This window comes from [Clostridium] saccharolyticum WM1 (assembly GCF_000144625.1).
Taxonomy (GTDB): Bacteria; Bacillota; Clostridia; order Lachnospirales; family Lachnospiraceae; genus Lacrimispora; species Lacrimispora saccharolytica.
The window spans coordinates 23,888-43,386 of record NC_014376.1 but is presented as its reverse complement, the minus strand read 5'-3'; the positions used below and the strand labels follow the sequence as shown (position 1 = coordinate 43,386).

Annotated in this window: 18 protein-coding genes and 7 tRNA genes; 7 read left to right on the top strand and 18 right to left on the bottom strand. The window is 44.3% G+C overall.

From position 1 onward, the window contains the following. Positions 1–21: 21 nt before the first annotated feature. From fabG to holB, 9 genes are all read right to left on the bottom strand, one after another. A complete protein-coding gene (gene fabG, locus CLOSA_RS00225) occupies positions 22–762 on the bottom strand; it encodes a 3-oxoacyl-[acyl-carrier-protein] reductase (protein ID WP_013270777.1) in 741 nt (246 codons plus the stop codon). A gap of 98 nt (positions 763–860) precedes the next feature. Further along, positions 861–1,775, bottom strand: a complete 915-nt coding sequence (fabD, locus tag CLOSA_RS00220) for an ACP S-malonyltransferase (RefSeq protein ID WP_013270776.1) — start codon at positions 1,773–1,775, stop codon at positions 861–863. A gap of 16 nt (positions 1,776–1,791) precedes the next feature. Then, positions 1,792–2,715, bottom strand: coding sequence for an enoyl-[acyl-carrier-protein] reductase FabK (gene fabK / locus CLOSA_RS00215; RefSeq protein ID WP_013270775.1), 924 nt, complete (start codon positions 2,713–2,715; stop codon positions 1,792–1,794). Then, positions 2,715–2,948, bottom strand: coding sequence for an acyl carrier protein (gene acpP / locus CLOSA_RS00210; protein ID WP_041708361.1), 234 nt, complete (start codon positions 2,946–2,948; stop codon positions 2,715–2,717). The genes fabK and acpP overlap by 1 nt, the downstream gene beginning before the upstream one ends. 79 nt (positions 2,949–3,027) lie before the next feature. Further along, entirely contained in the window at positions 3,028–3,993 is a 966-nt protein-coding gene (locus CLOSA_RS00205) for a beta-ketoacyl-ACP synthase III (RefSeq protein ID WP_041708747.1), read from the bottom strand. Between the two features lie 136 nt (positions 3,994–4,129). Continuing rightward, complete coding sequence (rsmI, locus tag CLOSA_RS00200) at positions 4,130–4,978, bottom strand: 16S rRNA (cytidine(1402)-2'-O)-methyltransferase (RefSeq protein ID WP_041708745.1); 849 nt, start codon at positions 4,976–4,978, stop codon at positions 4,130–4,132. A 96-nt stretch (positions 4,979–5,074) separates the two neighbouring features. Continuing rightward, a complete protein-coding gene (locus CLOSA_RS00195) occupies positions 5,075–5,812 on the bottom strand; it encodes a tRNA1(Val) (adenine(37)-N6)-methyltransferase (protein WP_013270771.1) in 738 nt (245 codons plus the stop codon). Continuing rightward, positions 5,802–6,710 (bottom strand): PSP1 domain-containing protein, encoded by a 909-nt coding sequence (locus CLOSA_RS00190; RefSeq protein ID WP_013270770.1) that lies wholly within the window; start codon positions 6,708–6,710, stop codon positions 5,802–5,804. Before CLOSA_RS00190 ends, CLOSA_RS00195 begins: the two co-directional genes overlap by 11 nt. A 3-nt stretch (positions 6,711–6,713) precedes the next feature. Beyond that, positions 6,714–7,703 carry a DNA polymerase III subunit delta' gene (holB, locus tag CLOSA_RS00185; protein ID WP_013270769.1) on the bottom strand — a complete coding sequence of 330 codons (990 nt, stop codon included), beginning with the start codon at positions 7,701–7,703 and terminating at the stop codon, positions 6,714–6,716. 258 nt (positions 7,704–7,961) lie between these two features. Here holB and CLOSA_RS00180 point away from each other — a divergent pair, with 258 nt between their 5' ends. The 6 genes from CLOSA_RS00180 (at position 7,962) to CLOSA_RS00155 (ending at position 15,804) form a co-directional block, all read left to right on the top strand. Further along, positions 7,962–9,590: a response regulator transcription factor gene (locus CLOSA_RS00180; protein ID WP_013270768.1), complete on the top strand. Its 1,629-nt coding sequence runs from the start codon at positions 7,962–7,964 to the stop codon at positions 9,588–9,590. A gap of 17 nt (positions 9,591–9,607) precedes the next feature. Continuing rightward, positions 9,608–10,645, top strand: coding sequence for a sensor histidine kinase (locus tag CLOSA_RS00175; protein ID WP_013270767.1), 1,038 nt, complete (start codon positions 9,608–9,610; stop codon positions 10,643–10,645). Continuing rightward, positions 10,642–12,069: a sugar ABC transporter ATPase-like protein gene (locus tag CLOSA_RS00170; RefSeq protein WP_013270766.1), complete on the top strand. Its 1,428-nt coding sequence runs from the start codon at positions 10,642–10,644 to the stop codon at positions 12,067–12,069. The genes CLOSA_RS00175 and CLOSA_RS00170 overlap by 4 nt, the downstream gene beginning before the upstream one ends. 220 nt (positions 12,070–12,289) lie before the next feature. After that, positions 12,290–13,264: a sugar ABC transporter substrate-binding protein gene (locus CLOSA_RS00165; RefSeq protein ID WP_013270765.1), complete on the top strand. Its 975-nt coding sequence runs from the start codon at positions 12,290–12,292 to the stop codon at positions 13,262–13,264. A gap of 36 nt (positions 13,265–13,300) precedes the next feature. After that, entirely contained in the window at positions 13,301–14,803 is a 1,503-nt protein-coding gene (locus CLOSA_RS00160; RefSeq protein ID WP_013270764.1) for a sugar ABC transporter ATP-binding protein, read from the top strand. After that, entirely contained in the window at positions 14,803–15,804 is a 1,002-nt protein-coding gene (locus CLOSA_RS00155; protein ID WP_013270763.1) for an ABC transporter permease, read from the top strand. The genes CLOSA_RS00160 and CLOSA_RS00155 overlap by 1 nt, the downstream gene beginning before the upstream one ends. Positions 15,805–15,873: 69 nt before the next feature. On the opposite strand, the gene CLOSA_RS00150 is transcribed toward CLOSA_RS00155, so the two are convergent. Further along, complete coding sequence (locus tag CLOSA_RS00150) at positions 15,874–16,461, bottom strand: guanylate kinase (protein WP_013270762.1); 588 nt, start codon at positions 16,459–16,461, stop codon at positions 15,874–15,876. A 361-nt stretch (positions 16,462–16,822) separates the two neighbouring features. After that, entirely contained in the window at positions 16,823–18,298 is a 1,476-nt protein-coding gene (locus CLOSA_RS00145; RefSeq protein WP_013270761.1) for an aminotransferase class I/II-fold pyridoxal phosphate-dependent enzyme, read from the bottom strand. 164 nt (positions 18,299–18,462) lie between these two features. Between CLOSA_RS00145 and CLOSA_RS00140 the strand changes: the two genes are divergently transcribed. Then, the gene (locus CLOSA_RS00140) at positions 18,463–18,693 is read left to right on the top strand and encodes a hypothetical protein (RefSeq protein WP_013270760.1); all 231 of its coding nucleotides are present in this window, start codon (positions 18,463–18,465) and stop codon (positions 18,691–18,693) included. Between the two features lie 101 nt (positions 18,694–18,794). Here the strand turns inward: CLOSA_RS00140 and CLOSA_RS00135 are convergent. The 7 genes from CLOSA_RS00135 to CLOSA_RS00105 all read right to left on the bottom strand — a co-directional run bounded on the left by CLOSA_RS00135 (position 18,795) and on the right by CLOSA_RS00105 (position 19,493). Beyond that, positions 18,795–18,867 (bottom strand) — tRNA-Lys (locus CLOSA_RS00135). 3 nt (positions 18,868–18,870) lie between these two features. Continuing rightward, positions 18,871–18,943 (bottom strand) — tRNA-Phe (locus CLOSA_RS00130). Between the two features lie 48 nt (positions 18,944–18,991). Then, positions 18,992–19,065 (bottom strand) — tRNA-Met (locus CLOSA_RS00125). A gap of 46 nt (positions 19,066–19,111) precedes the next feature. Next, positions 19,112–19,193 (bottom strand) — tRNA-Tyr (locus CLOSA_RS00120). 21 nt (positions 19,194–19,214) lie between these two features. Next, a tRNA-Thr gene (locus tag CLOSA_RS00115) sits at positions 19,215–19,287 on the bottom strand. A gap of 36 nt (positions 19,288–19,323) precedes the next feature. Further along, positions 19,324–19,396 (bottom strand) — tRNA-Val (locus tag CLOSA_RS00110). A 23-nt stretch (positions 19,397–19,419) separates the two neighbouring features. Next, positions 19,420–19,493, bottom strand: a tRNA-Asp gene (locus CLOSA_RS00105). Positions 19,494–19,499: the final 6 nt, after the last annotated feature.

The following is a 19,499-nucleotide window of genomic DNA, read 5'->3' as shown; positions in this document are numbered from 1 at the left end:
ATACCTGTCAGGGGTTCAGGCTTACATAGCCATGCCGCCATCCACACTGATCACCTGACCAGTGATGTATCCGGCTTCCTCTGATGCCAGAAATGCCACTGCACCGGCGATATCATCCGCAGCTCCAAAACGCTTCATAGGGATTTGCTCTAAAGTCGCTGCCTTTATGGACTCCGGCAGGACATCCGTCATTGCCGTTTGAATGAAACCCGGAGCTACCGCATTTACCGTAATGCCCCTGCTGGCAACTTCCCTGGCAAAGGACTTGGTAATACCTATTACACCTGCCTTGGCTGCACTGTAATTTGCCTGGCCTGCATTTCCTAACACGCCGGAAACAGATGAGATGTTAATGATCCTTCCGCTTTTCTGTTTGATCATCTGGCGGGCCACATGCTTCATACAGTTGAACACTCCCTTTAAATTGGTGTTGATCACTGCGTCAAAATCTTCCTCGGACATCTTCATCAGCAGATTATCCCTTGTGATCCCGGCGTTGTTCACAAGAATATCCAGGGTTCCGTATTTCTTTATGACACCCTCCAGCAAGACACCTACACGTTCATACTCTGCTACATTACATTGGATGGCCTCTGCCTTGCCGCCCTTATCTTCAATCTCCTTTACCACTTCCATCGCTAAGGAATCAGATCCATTATAATTAATAATCACCGTTGCGCCCTGTTCTGCCAGCTTTACAGCAATCGCCCTGCCGATTCCCCTGGCCGCTCCGGTCACTACTGCTATCTTGCCATTTAACATCTTCCTTACCTCCTGCATTCATCATGAAGTCCGATTCACCTGACGGTTCACCGAACCGCTATTTTTCTAAATTCAAGCTGCGCTTACGCTTTCTTTCATTAAGAAAAATATGCCTCCATGTCTTCCAGTTTCTCTATATTAAAGACTCTTGCGTCCTTCGTTATCTTCTTAATAAATCCGGCCAGGGTCTTGCCCGGTCCGATTTCCACAAAGGTATCCACCCCGTCTGCCACCATGGTTTCCACGCTTTGCTGCCAGCGCACGGAAGAATACACCTGCTCTTTCAGTAAAGGCTTTACCATTTCCCTGTCCCTTACATACCGGGCAGTCACATTGGCTACGTAGGGGATCTGAGGGGTTTGTATTTCCACTCCCTTAAGCACCTCTCCCAGTCTTTCCCCTGCTCCGGTGAGCATGGAGGAATGGAAAGGTCCGCTTACATTTAACATCAGCACCCGTTTTGCGCCTGCTGCCAAAAGCTTTTCATTTGCCGCTTCCACAGCCTCTTTTTTCCCAGATATGACAATCTGCCCAGGGCAGTTGTAATTGGCGATCTGAACTCCCTCCATACTGCTTAGGACTTCTTCGATCTTACAGGCATCCAGCGCCAGAACAGCTGCCATGGCTCCGATTCCTGCAGGTACCGCTTCCTGCATGAGGATCCCCCTCTGTCTTACGGTACGAATGGCATCCCTGTCACTCATAACTCCTGAAGCCGCAAGCGCACAGTATTCTCCCAGGCTTAAGCCGGCAGACACCTGGGGCCGGATGCCTTTTTCAGCCTCCAGTACCCGCATCATGGCAATGCTGGTGGTCACCATGGCTGCCTGGGTATATTCCGTAATATCCAGCCGGTCATTCTTTTCAAAGCAAAGTTCCGGTAGGGAAAAACCAAGTAAGTCCGAAGCCATATCATACGTTTCTTTTCCAATCCTTGTCTGCTCATAAAAATCCTGGCCCATACCGCAGTACTGCGCACCCTGGCCTGGGAAAATAAATGCAATCTTGCTCATAATCATAAACTCCTCTTTACCGGCAAAGCAATCTCTCTGCCTGCTCCATCATTTCATCAATCATTTCCCTGCAGGTCTGTTCCCTGCTGATCATACCTGCAATCTGTCCGGCCATTACGGTACCGTTTGTAATATCCCCCTCCTGGACAGCCTTTCTCAAGGTTCCAAGGGTCATATACTCCAGCTCCTCAAAGGACTTGCCTTCCTGTTCCAGTCTGGCATACTCTCTGGTCATCTGGTTTCTTAAAGACCTGACCGGATGGCCGTGGCTGCGTCCGGTTACTGCAGAATCAATATCCTTTGCCTTAATGATCCGCTGCTTGTAATTGTCGTGGACAATGGACTCCTTGGCAACCACAAACCTGGTTCCGATCTGAACCGCCTCAGCCCCCAGCATGAATGCCGCAGCCATTCCCCTTCCGTCACCAATGCCGCCGGCGGCGATCACAGGTATGGAAACCGCATCCACGATCTGAGGTACTAATGTCATGGTCGTCTGCTCGCCGATATGTCCGCCTGATTCACAGCCTTCCGCCACCACTGCGTCTGCGCCGTACTTTTCCATCCTCTTTGCCAGAGCTACGGAAGCCACCACGGGAATCACCTTGATGCCTGCTGCTTTCCACATATCCATAAACCTTTCCGGGTTTCCGGCTCCGGTAGTCACTACCTTAATGCCTTCTTCCACGACCACCTTTGCCACATCCTCTGCATGAGGGCTTAACAGCATGACATTGACGCCTATGGGTTTTCCCGTCAGTTCCTTTGCCTTACGGATTTCCGCCCGTACCACCTCGCCTGGAGCATTTGCCCCGCCGATCAGCCCTAAGCCACCGGCTTCCGATACAGCCGCCGCCAGGTGATGCTCAGCCACCCAGGCCATGCCTCCCTGGATAATCGGATGTTCCACTCCCAATAGTTCGGTAATTCTGGTTTTCATTACGCTTCCACGCCCTTTGCTTTTAAATAGTCCATAACCTGCTGTACGGTAGTCAGTTTCTCCAAATCCTCAGAAGGAATCTCCACGGAGTACTCATCCTCAAGAGCCATAACCAGCTCAAATAAATCCAAAGAATCTGCTCCTAAGTCCTCTTTGAAGGACGATTGAGCAGTGATTGTACCTGCCTCCACGTTTAACTGTTCCGCTATAATTTCCTGCATTTTCTCTAACATCATTCAATCTCCTCTTTCATTATCTTTTCTATTCATTTTTATGCTATTACTTTGAAATTCAAAGTATTAGTCAAAATCATTACCACTCCAAAAGAGTGGCTCCCCAGGTCAATCCTGCTCCAAAGCCAGCAAGTACGATCTTATCTCCCCGCTGAAATTTTCCTTCCCGGTTCATCTCATCCAATAGTATGGGTATGGTTGCTCCCGATGTATTCCCATACCGGTCCAAATTGGTGGGAAACTTCTCCATAGGGATCTTCAACCGCTTTGCGATGGATTCAAAAATCCGGTAATTTGCCTGATGCAAGATAAAATATTTAATTTCTTCCATGGCGGTCCCGCTCTCTTCCACGACCCGTTTGATGGATTCCGGAACCGTCTTTGCTGCAAATTTAAACACTTCCTGACCGTCCATAGTCATATATCCAAGCTCCGGCTTCTTTCCCGTGAGAAAATTGCCCGTAGTCCGCCCTCCGCATTCCAGGACCTTTCCCCTGGTACCGTCCGCTCCCATGACGGTGTGAAGGATTCCCTTTTCTTCCGCCCGTACCACAGCCGCTCCGGCCCCGTCACCAAACAGGACACAGGTGCTTCTGTCATTCCAGTCAATGAGCTTACTTAAGGTATCCGCTCCGATCACCAGCCCGGTCTGATAGATTCCTGCCTTAAAAAATCCATGGACCGTATTTAAAGCATAAACAAATCCGGAGCAAGCCGCACTTATATCAAAGGCTGCTGCATGAAGGGCACCGATCGCTGCCTGCACCTCACAGGCACCGCTGGGGAAGCAGCAATCCGCAGAAGATGTGGCTAAAATGATAATATCCAGTTCTTCTGCCGACACACCGGCATGATTCAGGGCCTCTTTCGCTGCCTGGATGGCCAGATCAGAGGTTCCTGATTCCGCCGATGCGATCCGTCTCTCCTTTATTCCGGTCCTGGTCCTTATCCACTCATCGCTGGTATCCACAAGCCTTGCCAGATCCTCATTGGTTACCACTTGCTCAGGGACAGCAGAGCCTGTTCCTATTATTCTTGTTGTCATAAATTCCCCCATTCATGCCCCCGCATTTCTTTTTTACGTCCTGCAGGATCCATGCCGCGTTGGATTGTTTTATTTTTCAATATTTTGAATATCAAAGTAATTCTATAAAAAGATGCGCTGATTGTCAAGAAAAATTTTATGATTCATTTTTTATCAAGTACTGGTAAACCTCTCTTTTACTGATTCCCCTGTCCTTTGCCACCATGCGCATGGCTTCCTTCCGGTCCAGGCCTTGATTTACATAAAGTTCCATATGTTCCTCCAGGGACATCTCCCGGGAAGCCATAACCTTTTCCTCAATCCTGTCCCTGATGCTTTTACCTTCTATAACGATGACACATTCTCCTTTCGGATCTTCCTCCTCATAGGCCTTTAATGCATTAGAAAAGGTTGTCCGAAATGCCGTTTCAAACCGTTTCGTAAGCTCCCTGCAAATGGTGATCCTCCGGTCCCCCAAGACTTCATAAAGTTCTTTTAAGGTCTTGACAAGCCGGTGGGGTGCTTCATAAATGATCATGGTCTTTGTCTCTTCCTTAAGCTCCTCCAGGATCCACTGCTTTTCCTTCTTATCCGTAGGCAAAAAAGCTTCAAAGCAAAAACGCCTGGTACCCAGGCCAGAGAGGGTCAGAGCTGTGATACAGGCCGCCGGACCGGGAAGAGAAGTCAGCTCAATCCCTGCCTCATAACACTGCCTTACCAGCTCCTCTCCAGGGTCCGAGATGCCCGGCGTTCCTGCATCTGTGATCAGAGCGATCCGGACTCCCTGCTTCATCTGCTCCACCAGATATCTGGCTTTTTCCACCTTATTATGCTCATGATAGCTGGTCATGGGCGTTTTAATCTCAAAATGGTTTAAAAGCTTAATGCTGTGACGGGTATCCTCCGCCGCGATTAAATCCACTTCCTTTAACGTATTTAATACCCTTAAGGTAATATCATCAAGATTTCCTATGGGTGTAGCGCACAAAAATAATTTTCCCTTGATCTCTTCCAATTTTCCTGCTCCCAGTCGTTTTCCTCCAGAATGCCCTAATCCTTAGGGCATAAAGGGATTCCTTCGGCTCACTGCTCACGAAAAAAATCAATACCCATAAATGGTATAAATTTCATCCGTATACACACCTGGTTCTTTATATACAATCACTGGGGCCTCCACCTTGATCATGGATCTTCCTCCCCGAACCGCTTCTATTAAAACCATGTTCGCCTCCTTGTCCGCAAAGGGATGAACCATCTTCATCCGCTTTGGCTCCAGCCGGCAGTCTTTTAAAGCCGTTATGATCTCAACCAGACGGTGAGGCCGGTGCACCATGTAAAACCGCCCTCCCGGGCGCAGAAGCCTCGCTGCCTCTCTTGTCACATCAGAAAGAGAACATAACACCTCATGCCTTGCAATCGCTTTTGGCAGATCCGGATTTTTAAGGCCATGGGAATCATTCATATAAGGAGGATTTGAAGTTACCACGTCAAAGGAAGCCGCGCCAAATAAACGGCTGGCTTCCTTTATGTCTCCTGTCACAATGGTGATTTTCTCTTCCAGATGGTTTAAGGCAACACTCCTTCTGGCCATTTCCGCCATTGCCTCCTGAATCTCCAGTCCGGTATAATGAATCCCCTGATTTTTGGCCTCCAAAAGAAGGGGAATGATTCCAGTGCCTGTCCCTAAATCCACTGCTTTTTCCCCAGGTTTTACCAGGGCAAATCCGGAAAGCAGGACCGCATCCATGCCAAAGCAGAACCCATCCCGGTTCTGGATGATCTTATAACCATTTCTCTGCAGATCATCAATTCGTTCATTTTCTTTTAAATCAATTGTCATCTAACTTGGACTTTCCTTCTCTTTTTTCAAGGGCCTCCAATGCCTTTAACTCGGCATCAGTCACCTGGGTCTTTTCCCGGCGGCGCCTTGGTTTGAATTTCAGCTGTTCCACCTTGTATTCCCGGATTTCCTTTTCATCCTTAATGGTGACGACCACCTTCACCAGCTGCCTTAATACGCTTACGGAATGAACCTCTCCTTTCAGTCCGTCATCTGTTGTTACAAAATCGCCTACATTGGGAAGCTTGCTGTTAAGCTCCTCATAAGTTTCCTCTTCATTCTTCAAGCAGCACATCAGCCTTCCGCAAACCCCGGATATTTTCGTGGGATTTAAAGAAAGGTTCTGCTCCTTTGCCATCTTAATGGACACAGGTATAAATTCAGAAAGGTAAGAATGGCAGCATAAGGTTCTGCCGCAGATGCCGATTCCCCCAACGATCTTGGTCTCATCCCGGACTCCCACCTGGCGAAGCTCGATCCTGGTTTTAAAAACAGAGGCCAGGTCCTTTACAAGCTCCCTGAAATCAATTCTTCCATCCGCAGTAAAATAAAACAATACCTTATTATTATCAAAGGTATATTCCGCATCAATCAGCTTCATCTGGAGACCGTGCTTTCTGATCTTCTCCTTGCAGATCTTAAATGCTTCCTTTTCCTTTTCGTGGTTCTTCTTTTCTACCTCATCATCGCCCTTGGTAGCCATACGGATTACCGGCTTTAAAGGCTGAATCACCTTATCGTCTTCCACTTCCCGGCATCCCAGGACAACGTAACCATATTCAATTCCCCGTGCAGTCTCCACAATTACATGATCCCCGGTCCGTACCTCCAGATTCATGGGGTCAAAGTAATATATTTTTCCTGCATTGCGGAAACGAACGCCTATTACTTTTATCATCAATTAATTCTCCTTCATAACAAGCAGCATGAGCTCCATTGCCAACTCCATATTCACATTGGCATCCAGACGGATCCTGGCCTTGTCAATGGCCTTTAATATCATCTCAATGCCGTCATAAGCGCTGGCAGCGCTCAACTCTTTCATTGTATTATATTCTTCCCTGAAAATCAGAAGATTGATATCCTGAGTCACTTTAAACATTAAAACATCCCGGTACCACAGCTGCATAAAATCAAGACAGTCGTAAATATCAAAATTCTCGTCCTTCATCTTTTTAATGTAATAAAGCAGCTCAATAATATCCATATCCTTTATGTGCTTCAGCATATGAATCAATTCTGTATACATCAACTGAAATTCCTCAGAGGAAGCCAAATGAATCGCCCTTCCCAGATTCCCTCTGGCAAACGCCGCATAAACCTCTGCCTTGCTTTCTCCTATTCCCAAAGATCCAGATAAATAGGTTTTCACCACGGAATCCTGCAAAGGCTTCAGCGTCAACTGCACACATCGGGAAAGAATGGTAGGCAGAAATGCTTCCTGATTGGTGGTAAGCAGCATGATGACCGCATAGGACGGCGGTTCCTCTATGGTCTTTAACAGAGCATTCTGTGCCTGGACCGTCATCTTCTCCGCTTCATCCACAATATAGATCTTATAGTAACTGCTGTAAGGGCGTATCATGATGGTGTCATGGATCTGCTCTCTGACATCGTCGACACCGATGCTGCCCGGTTTCTCATGGGTCAGAAAAACCAGATCCGGATGGTTTCCGCTCATAACCTGCTTACAGGCATGGCACTGCATACACGGCTCACTTTTACCCTTTTCACAGAGCAGGGTCATTGCAAATGCATTGGCAAGGGACTTACGCCCCATCCCTGCTTCACCCGAAAGAATGTAAGCATGGGAAACATGGTTTGATTCAATGGCCTTTTGCAAATGTTCCTTGATTCTCTCATGACCGATGATATCTTTAAAGCCTGGCATAGAGACACCCCCTGTCGCTGTTGTCTGATCCGTTTCCCCTGTCTGTAAAGACAGAAAAACGAATTTAACTAATTATAGCATAGAACGTTTATCACCACAAGAAAGAAGTATTGGCAAACCTTTATCATTTCTCTTTATTCTGCACATTTTCTGTCAATAATTTGCAATACATGAAACTTTTTGAGTTGAGATTATGGACCCGGTGAAGTATACTGAATTGAGAAGGTATATTTTGTATCGGAATTAAAACAATAGGGGATGATTTTAATTTTAGGAATAATAATTGCAGACGACGAAAAAAAAATATGCAGGCTTTTGGAATATTTGATCGACTGGGATGAAATAGGGGCTAAGCTTCTGGGTGTTGCTTACGACGGCATATCTGCCTTTCAGCTGATTCAGGAAAAGAAACCTGACGTTTTGCTTACGGATATCCGAATGCCGGGCATGGATGGTCTTCAGCTGATCGAAGAGGCCAAAAAACAGAATGCCTCCCTTAAGTGCATTATCATAAGCGGCTATAAGGATTTTCAATACGCACAGCAGGGGATCCGGTACGGAGTACGGGATTATCTGTTAAAGCCCATTAATCAGGATGATTTAACCCGCACGCTAAAGAAGCTTGTTAATGAAACCATGGAACAGAAAAGCAGCCAGGAAGCCCGGAGGCACTTAGAGAAAACCGTAAGAGACTATTCCGGCGAGTTTAAACGGGTATTTTTAAAAATAGTGCTGGAGCAAAAACCGGAAGAAAGGCCTGAGACCGTATTAAAAGAAGTCCGAAAAATCAATACCTCCCAGGTAATTGACCAGGGCGGCCGGTGTCTGGTAGTGAAACCGGATATTGAATATAAGGATTTTACGAAAGATGCCTATCAGCTGTTAATTGATAAAACCATTGAGATCCTGCAGGTGGAATTTGCTTCTGAAGAAGGAGAATTGACCATTGAGTCCTCATATGAAGGTATCTTTTTACTGCTGTGCCATGAATCTCCTGACAAGGAAGAGCTAATAAAAGCCTTAAACCATGTGAGGGACCGAGTCATGGGACTTCAGGACTTATTTCCAAAGATATATTTTACAGCAATCATCACAGAGCCGGTGGATTCGGACGAGGAACTGATCCGGCAGATACAGTACAGCCGGATCGCCATGTACAACCGGCTTCTTACGGACACCAATATGGTTTCAGAATTAAATGCACCTGCTGCAAAATCAGAAAAAAATCACATCTTATCTTCAAAGATTTCAAATCTGTTAGAAAACAGGCCGGAATCCTTTGAACCGGAAGAAATTAAAAAAAGTTTAAAAGAAGCCAAACGGATCATGCATGAAACAAAAAATATCTCCGGCCTTGATGTTAAGACGGAGCTGCTTCACATGGCCCGTAATTATATGGATTGGTTCGAACTGCTTGATACCACACTGGACAAAAGCGGAAAAGCGGTTTATTTTTCCGAAATGTATGAACACTGCATCAGCCTTGACCAGGCGTTTGAACTCCTGGAGGAAACGCTTATCAAAACCTTATTTGAAGTTCTGAACCATTTAAAAAGCAGAGAAATAAAACCGGTAGCCTATGCCAAGCATTATATAGAAAAAAACAAGGGCATTGATATAAAGCTGGAAGAACTGGCTAAAAATGCAGGATTCAGCTATTCCTATTTTTCCTATCTATTTAAAAAAGAGACAGGAAAAACACTCACGGAATATATCCAAATGGTAAGAATTGAGACTGCCAAAAAACTTCTGGTAGAAAAGGAACGGAATGTGAGTGAAATAGCGGAGATGGTTGGTTACAGCGATATCAAATTCTTTACCAAGCAGTTTAAAAAAACGCTGGGCGTCTCTCCGAATGAATACCGCAAGATGTTTCTGGAACGCTGAAACAGGGAGGATAGCCTTTGAAAAAGCAATGGTTGAAAAAACGAATACTGATCTGGATCAGGGCCATGGTCTCATGGAGCTGTCTGGCCCTGATTCTGTTTATTCTGATTCTTCTGAAGCCGGAACTGACGGAATCCATTCTTTATGGAATCATGGTTTGGATTATGCTCCTATCCTTTCTCCTGCTGCTGGTGATTGGAAGATTCAGGATTTTAGAACCCCTGGGGACCATGAGAAAAAAAATAGAGCTTTTTAACGATGGGATCATTTTCACAGAAATATTCAAAAGCCTGGAGGGAATCTCCCCGGATACAGATGCCCTGCTTTTAAAAATGGATACCATCCTGGACAAGGATAAGATGATGGAAAATGCCAAGCAGCAAGCCAGATATCTGGCTCTTCAAAATCAAATCAATCCTCATTTTCTCTATAATGTACTGGAATCCATACGTTCCGATGCACTTATGGCTGGAGTCCCGGAAATCGGGAAGATCACAGAAGCCCTTGCCGTGTTCTTCCGCTATACAACGTCTAAAATGGAGAGGCTGAGCACCCTTCAGGAAGAATTGGCCAATGTAGAAAATTATTTTCTAATTCAGAAATACCGCTTTGATGACAAGCTGGAATTAAAGATTCAGCTTCCCCGGGATGATGATGAAATATTAAAAACCAGAATCCCAAAGCTCACCCTTCAGCCAATCGTGGAAAATGCCATTAAACATGGATTAGAACCCAAGGTTTCAGGGGGAACGGTTATCATCGACATTGAACACAGCGATACCATCCTTTACCTTTCCGTGATTGATAACGGGATCGGCATTGAAGAAGCAAGGCTTGAAAGCCTTAATGAAAAGCTTTCCCGGATCGATGCCGGGGATGGTTCTGCCAATGAAGGAGGAAAGGGAGGAATCGCCCTAATAAATGTGAATTCAAGAATCCGCCTTCTCATGGGAGACGAATATGGCCTCCATATTCTCAGTACTCCCAGAATCGGAACCGAAGTACGTCTCATACTTCCTTATATGTTTGAGCCGGAAGAAGGGAGAAAATCATGAAAACAGAATTGATCCGCTATGAAAATATCCATTGTACCATGGATGGCCAGACCTGTTTTAATGGACTCCATTTTCGGGCATTTGAGGGAGAAATCAGCTGTGTCATCGTAAACAACTCCATTGAAAAAGAATATTTTCTGGAGCTTTTGCGGGGAAATTTAAAACCAGGCTACGGCTGGACTTATTATAAAGGTAAGAAAATAATAACTCCCAAAATGCAGGAGCTAATGCTGAGACAGACTGCATTTATAGGCCGCAACAAAGGAATTTTTTCCGCCCTAAGCGTAGCTGAAAACATTTTCGTGGCCAGCGGCAGGGTCCCCTTCTGGAAGCTGGTTAATCCTCTCTGCAGGCAAGCTCCCGGTCTTCTTGATGATTTGGATAGTCCCATACCCCTCCTTGATAAAGCACACCTGCTGGATCCCGGCATGCAGAAACAGGCAGAATTAATACGAGCTTATGTTTCCGGATGCCATCTGGCCGTCATAACGGATATGGAGATGATCATGACGGAAGAGCAGCTCAAAAATTTCTTTATCCTGGTAAAAAAATTAAAAGCCAGGGGTATGACTTTTCTCTACGTTGTAAACAGCTCCACTAAATTATACGAATATGCAGATGAAATCACGATCATCAAAAACGGCAGGACTGTTGGTCATATGAATCAGGAGGATTTTTCCAAATTTCAGACTTATATGGAGCTGTTTGAAAAAACCAAAAAAAATACCCTAAAAAAAAATAACCTGGCACTAAAACAGATTGATAAAAAAACAGTTTTAGAGTTCCGGGATGTAAAGCTGCCTGACCTTCCCCTATTAAATTTATCCTTAAATGCAGGAGACGTTTTAAACATTTTGGACTTAGATTCTACAAAATGCAGAAATATCCTTCCGATCCTGCAGGGAGAATGCGGATTTGAAGCTGGAAGAATTTTATTAAACGGAAGGGAATATTCCTTCCAATCCGTACACCAATCCATAGGGGATGGCATCGCCTTCGTGGAAGCAAGGCCTATGGAAGAAATGCTCTTTGCTGATATGACCGTTCTGGATTACATGACTTTTATGATCCAGCGTAACAAGAAAAAATACTTTTTGAGAAAAAAATACCGAAAGATGACCTGGCATCTGATGGAGGGGATATTCACAGAAGAGGAATTGATGAAAAAAACATATACGGTCAGTGATGAATGCAAGTTAAAACTATTATATTACCGCTGGATCTTTGTCCGTCCAAAGGTCCTGGTATGCATAAAACCTTTTTCATCCGTAGATTTTCAAATGCGCCAGATTACCATCAACCTGCTGAAAGAAGTTTTAAAGTCAGGAATCGCTGTGATTATCATAACGAACCAGATAGCGGAAGCTTACACCATGGAAGGAAAGAATGTTACCTTTCACAATGGAACCATAACTATGGATTAACCCATATTTCGGCATTTCTTGTATATTTTAACCATAAAAAAGTCTTATTGCCCTGATTAATAAGGCTTTTTTCTAATTCTTACCCCATTTTCCAAAAATCTACCCCCATATTGCACAAAATATACCATTGTTTCATCCCCCTTTCACTGTTAAAATAACAAACACATAGCATTCATTGAAACTATCAAAATGATAGAACGTTAGAAGGGAGATTAAAAAAATGAAAAGAAAAATTGTATCCATGCTGTTAGCATCCGCCATGCTGGCTTCCATGACTGGCTGCGGGGGCCAAAAGACCGTTACAGAGTCCGTTGCTACAGAAAAAGCTTCTTCTGAAGATATTACCGTAGGTGTTATTTTAAAAACGCTGTCCAGTGAGTACTGGGGTTATGTTGCGGCAGGTGTACAGGCAGCATCAAAGGATCTGGGGGTTAAGGTTGATCTTCAGGGTCCGGCTTCTGAAACAGCCTATGATGAACAGAACAATATGATCGAAACCATGCTTTCCGGCGGAGTCGATGCATTTGTCATCTCTCCCCTGCAGTCTGATTCCGTGGCAAGCGTAATCGGAGATGTGAATATTCCCATTATAACCGTAGACACGGATGCGGAGATAGCAGGAAAAGTCTCTTTTGTAGGAACCGGTAACGACAATGCAGCTTACCAAGGCGGGTTATTTGCCGCTAAAAAAGCAGGAAAAGGTGCAAAAGCCGTTATTATCGGAGGTGTTGAAGGCAACGCCACCAGTGATGCCCGGCAGGCAGGATATACCAAGGCTCTGGAAGAAAACGGAGTGGAAATTGTTTCCGTACAGTATGCCCAGTCCAATCCGGATACGGCAGCAAATGTAATGGAAAATATCATAACCGCACAGAACGGGGACATTCAGATCGTATGCTGCCACAATGATGACACGGCTGCAGGCGCGTCCAATGCCGTGAAACAGCTTGGTTTAAAGGATGTTGTCATCGTTGGTTTCGACGGCAATCAAAGCGGTGTTCAGAATATCATTGACGGCAACATAACCGCTACCTGCGCACAGGCGGCTTATACCATGGGCTATAAGGCCGTTGAAACAGCCCTTCAGGCTATAAAAGGAGAAACCGTTGAAACCTTTGTAGATACGGGATGTGAAGTCATTACAGCAGATAATGCAGAGACATATTTAGAAAAACTGAAAGGCTACTTAAAATAATCCACTTGAGCACATAAGGAAAGGTTTGGCGGCATTATGAGTAATTATTTGATTGAGCTGAAAGGTGTGACAAAACGCTTCCCTGGCGTAGTAGCAATGCGGAACATGTCCTTGCAGATCAGGCCTGGCGAGATCCACGGACTGATTGGTGAAAATGGTGCAGGAAAATCAACCCTGATCAAGGTACTGACCGGTGTACATATTCCGGAGGAAGGCACCATTAACATCGAGGGTAACAAAGTTTCATTTAAGAATCCTAATGATGCTGCCGCTGCCGGAATCGCCTGTGTATATCAGGAATTAAACATTGTAAAGCTTCTATCTGTCACAGACAATATTTTTATTAACAAAGCCTTAAAAAAGAAAGGCAGTCCATTTTTAGAATACGCTAAGATGCATGAGATCGCCCATGAAGTTATGCTTTCTCTGGGTCAGGACATTGATGTAAAAAAGGAATGCGGTTCCTATGGCATGGGTATCCAGCAGATGGTGGAAATTGCAAAAGCAGTCCTGATCGATGCAAAACTCATCATCATGGATGAACCTACCTCCAGCCTTGGGGAAAAGGAAGTGGAACAGTTAATGAAAACAGTCCGCTCCTTAAAGGAAAAAGGCATTGCAATTTTGTTTGTATCCCATAAGCTGGAGGAGCTATTCGAGTTATGCGACCGTGTAACAGTCATGAGAGACGGTGAGCACATCTTAACAAAAAATACGGTTGAATTGGATAATGATTCCCTGATCGCAGCCATGGTAGGCAGAACGTTGGATAATCAATACCCAAAAGTTGAATCCAAGACCGGTACGGAGGCACTCCGGGTGGAGCATTTAAACTCTGCAGGTGTTTTAAGGGATGTGAGCTTTCATGCAAACCATGGGGAAATTCTTGGTTTCGCAGGCTTAGTAGGCGCCGGCAGAACCGAAACATTCCGGGCTGTGTTCGGCGCTGACCCCTTTGACAGTGGGGATATTTACGTAAATGGGAAAAAAGCAGCCATAAAATCACCAAAAGACGGCATACAGTGCGGGATGGCATTTTTAACAGAAGACCGCAAAGGTCAGGGACTGGTTCTTTCTCAATCCGTCCGCACGAACCTGATCTTAAGCAATATGAGAAGCTGTGTAAAAGGCCTGTTCTTTGATGAGAAACAGATTGATCAACTGGCGGAAGAAGCCATCAGCGACTTAAAAATAAAAACTCCTACTGCTGATGAGGTAGTGGGACAGTTATCAGGCGGCAACCAGCAAAAAGTGGTCATCGGAAAATGGATCAATACCGACGCTGATATCTATATATTTGACGAACCTACCAGAGGAATTGACGTAGGCGCTAAAGTCGAAGTATACAATATTATGAACCGTCTGGTCCTTGCCGGAAAATGTGTTATCATGATTTCTTCCGAATTACCGGAGATCATAGGTATGAGTGACCGGGTGATCATCATGAGGGAAGGAAGAGTCATGGGAGAACTTTCGAAAAAAACAGATGTACTGAATCAGGAAATAATCATGAAAGCTGCTTGGGGAGGTAAAATTTGATGAAAAAGAAGAAGATGAAAGATATTTTAGGAAAGGTGGCTCCTTTGCTGGCCTTGGTTCTTTTATTCATTGTTTTATCTTTGGCAACAGATAAATTTTTTACGCTTAATAATATGATGAATATCCTAAGGCAAACCGCTGTTAACGGGCTGATTTCCGCAGCCATGCTGGTTGTGCTGATAACAGCAGGCATCGATTTATCCGTGGGCGCCAATGCAATTCTGTGTGCATGTATGATGGGTATGCTGAAAACTTCATTCGGCATTACTAACTCATTGGTATTGATCCTGGTCTGTATCATAACCGGTGTTTTCGTGGGCTTTTTAAATGGCATATTGCTCACCAAAATGCACCTTCCCCATCCATTCGTTTCGACCCTGGGTATGAAAAATGTACTTTGCGGCCTGGCACTGCTGGTGGTTTCAACAAAAACAATCTCTGACTTTCCGGCTGCGGTAACATTTTTAGGCTCCAGCAACTTATTTAAAGTATCCGGCGGATTTTCCGGGATCCCGTTATGCTTTCTTATTTTGATACTGATCTATGTGGTCTATCATTTCTTCTTAAATAAAACCGCTCTTGGAAGAATGATTTACTGCGTAGGCGGCAACCCGGAAGCTGCCCGTCTTTCCGGCATCAATTCCGATAATATACTGATATTTGTTTACAGTTTATCTGGATTTATGTGCGCCATTGCAGGTCTGGTGATTGTAGGACGCTCCGCAGTCGCCAATCCTTCCGCCGCAATTTCACCATATGATACGGATGCCATTGCAGCATGCATTATTGGAGGAGCCTCCTTTATGGGAGGAAAAGGAACCATCTGGGGAACTCTGATCGGTGCCCTGATGATTTCTACCATACGAAATGGTTTAACGCTCTTAAATACTTCAAGTTCCGTACAGTACGTAGTTATCGGTCTTGTAATAATTGCTGCCGTATTTATCGATGTAACAAGAACTCGAATGGAAGCAAAAGCCAAACGCCTTGCAGCAAAATAGAAGTCAACGTTAAAATAAGCATGAAAGAGACTTGGAATCCCAATTCTCCTTCATGCTTATTTTAACCATTTAGATCTCCTCTGTCACAGCATGAACGATCTCATCCAGGCAGGCTTCCAGCTCCTGATTGCAGAAGCGCCTATGGATTCCGCATCGTAGGAGATTCTCATCTCTAAAATCTTCTTCATCCGCCAGAAACCTTCTGCAAAGCTCCTTATATTTTGGTACCTTCTGTCCCCGTTCCCGTTTGATGGCTCTTAATAGCCGGTCTCCATCATCAACTTCTACATAAAGAGGAAACAGCCTGTCCTTTCCAAAATAAGACCTTGTCTTTTCAAAAGATTCCAGGGTTCCGATCATTAAATATCCATTTTCCCCTTCCAAGTCAATCTGACCGTCATCAACAGTAAAGTAACTCCACGGTCCATAAATTGTTTCATACGTCCTCTCCTCTATAAGCCTGTTTTCTTTTCTGAATTCCTCCAGTTTCTCTGTGGTGGTGAAATAATATTCCTCCCCATCCCTCTCCCCATCCCGGATGGGTCTGGTGGTATATAAAACCACCTTTTTTAATTGAGGAAGCCTCTTTAATAATCTTTTATAAATCGTATCCTTTCCGGAAGCACTCTTTCCCATTACATAGAATATTTTGCCCATATTTTCTGCTCCATCTATTATTCTATCTTTTTTATCTTATGTTTCACTATTCTAATCTTATATTTTGTCTATTATCTTATTGTGATTTTTATCCTCTATGTTGCCTTTCATTATTTTTTAATTCCGTCTTTTATCTTACCTTTTATCTCATCTTTTATCTTCCTTTTATCTCGTTTTTTATCTTCCTTTTATCTCATCTTTTATCCTTCCTTTATCTCGTCTTTTATCATACTTTTTATCTCATCTTTTATCTTACTTTTTATTTCCGCTTATATCTTACTTTCTATCTCATTTTTTATCTTACTTTTATATCATTTTCTACATCATTTTATATCTCACATCTTATATCTTGTCATTCATTTTACTCCCCAGTCTGCCCCGCTTCATTAACTACATAAAGCTCTCTGGATTCCTCATCCTCCATCCCCTGTACCGCAAGACCCAATTCCTTATATTTCATGACCAGATCAATGGATTCCTTATTTAAAACTTCCCCCGGTACAACAATTGGAATTCCAGGCGGGTACACGTAAACAAATTCCGCCGATACCATTCCCTCTCCGTTGGAAATTGCAATCCTGTGCCTGGGTTCATCCATCGCCTGGGCAATGGTCATCCGGCATGCCGGCGATATCTCAAGCTCCTGGCTAAAACCGGTTTCAGCTTTACCGCTTTCCTCTATGGAAAGCCCGGAATCAATATGAAGAAGGGCATTGCACAACCGCTCAAGGCCTTCCTGAGTATCGGCCAGAGTCGTTATGGCAGTCACATAGTCAGGACCGCACATTTCCATTTCCAGATGATATTCTGTTCTCAGCCTGTCATCCAGCCAGGTTCCCGATTTTCCCGTGCCCCTTGTAGAAATAATGATTTTAGAGTGGTCTATGTCATAAACGCCATACAGCCCCTTCTCCCGATCCGTAAGAAGCTTAAGATGCTTCAAACCAGACAAAACCTTTCGGACCTTTTCTATTTTACTGGAAAAGAGTTTCATCTGTTCCAGCCCTTCCCCAATCATATAGCGTATACAGCCCTCAATGCCCGCCATTAACACGTAGGAAGGGCTGCTGGTCTGATACATATGCACATAGCGGTCCAATCTTCCCATATCCACATATCCTTCCCTGACATGCATAACAGCTGTCTGAGTAAAGGATGGAAGGGTCTTATGAAGACTTTGAATCACTACATCTGCTCCAAGCTCTAAGGCAGAAACCGGAAACTCTCCTTCTCTTCCAAAGGGAAAGTGTGCTCCGTGAGCTTCATCCACAATAAGAGGCAGGTGAAACCTATGAACGATCTCTGCAATAGTTTTTATATCAGACACAATTCCATCATAGGTTGGTGATACCACAAAAACCGCTTCAATCTCACCATGGTTCATCAACATCTCTTCAATTTTTTTCGGATTTAATCCACCTTGGATTCCGAATTGTGGTATGATTTGTGGATAAATGTATTCTGTTTTTAATTGATTGAGGAAAACTCCATGAAACGCAGACTTATGGCAGTTCCTGCTCATAAGAATGGTTCCGCCTCTTGATACGGTCCCGCTTATTGCACTTAGTATCCCGCTGCTGCTGCCATTGATAAGATAATAGGTCCTGCTGCTCCCATAAATCCCAGAAGCCCATTCCATAGACTCCTTTAAAATCCCTTCCGGATGGTGTAAATTATCAAAACCGTCTATCTCCGTAATATCTATGGAAAAAGGATTTGGAAAATCAACTGCAAAAAATCCTTCACTCTGCCTTTTATGTCCAGGCATATGAAATGGATAAAAATCTGATTTCCCATATTCCTTTAATTTCTTTAACAAATTAGGTGCATCATTCATAGTATGAACCGCCTTTCCTTTTTATAAACTGCAGGCCCATCTCCTAGTATTTTTGCATTCTTTTTTTTAGATTGACACATTTAGTATAGCATCTTTATCCACTCTTTACAATTTTTTCTCATAGCGCTATAATATAATTTCGGAAAGAATAAGGAGATGGTATCATGAGATTAATCGAATTTAAAATGGAACGTCCTGGTCTGGTTAAAGCCGGGGACCAGGTTCAGATCATAGAACGGGAAGGAACCAGCAGCTACAGTTACATTATTGATCCTGCGGTCGCCATGTCCGGCTGCTATATGGGGAGAGATCGTATTAAATCCGATCATGGAGTTGTTAAAGAGATAAAGCACAATGACCGTGGGTATTATGTAATTGTGGAATTTGATGAATGACCCGATTTACCATGAGTAACTCTGTATTCCATAAATCTTTGCATCATAAAAATTTCCATAAAGCAAAAAGCCCTGAAACATCTCTGTTTCAAGGCTTGTCCTGAGACACCGGGGACTCGAACCCCGGACAACTTGATTAAAAGTCAAGTGCTCTACCACCTGAGCTAGTATCCCATATGCCCAAAGCCGGAATCGAACCAGCGACACGAGGATTTTCAGTCCTCTGCTCTACCAACTGAGCTATCTGGGCTTATGCACTTTCATTCGTACACGTTTTCCTAAAATTACTCAAAAAAAATTGCGGGGGCAGGATTTGAACCTGCGACCTTCGGGTTATGAGCCCGACGAGCTTCCAGACTGCTCCACCCCGCGTTATTTAATTATATTATATGCAGTGATTAAGATTTTAATCACTAAATGGATGGAGATGGATTCGAACCATCGAAGCGTGTCGCAACAGATTTACAGTCTGCCCCCTTTGGCCACTCGGGAACCCATCCATATTTTATTAAAGTGATGCAAGCCGATGATCGGACTCGAACCGATAACCTGCTGATTACAAATCAGCTGCTCTGCCAATTGAGCCACATCGGCACGATTCTTCTCATGCGTGTTGCTTTGCATACTGAATGGGACCTATAGGGCTCGAACCTATGACCCTCTGCTTGTAAGGCAGATGCTCTCCCAGCTGAGCTAAGATCCCATATACAAAATTCAGTTGTAAAACGACCCGGATGGGATTCGAACCCACGACCTCCGCCGTGACAGGGCGGCGCTCTAACCAGCTGAGCCACCGGGCCAAACCT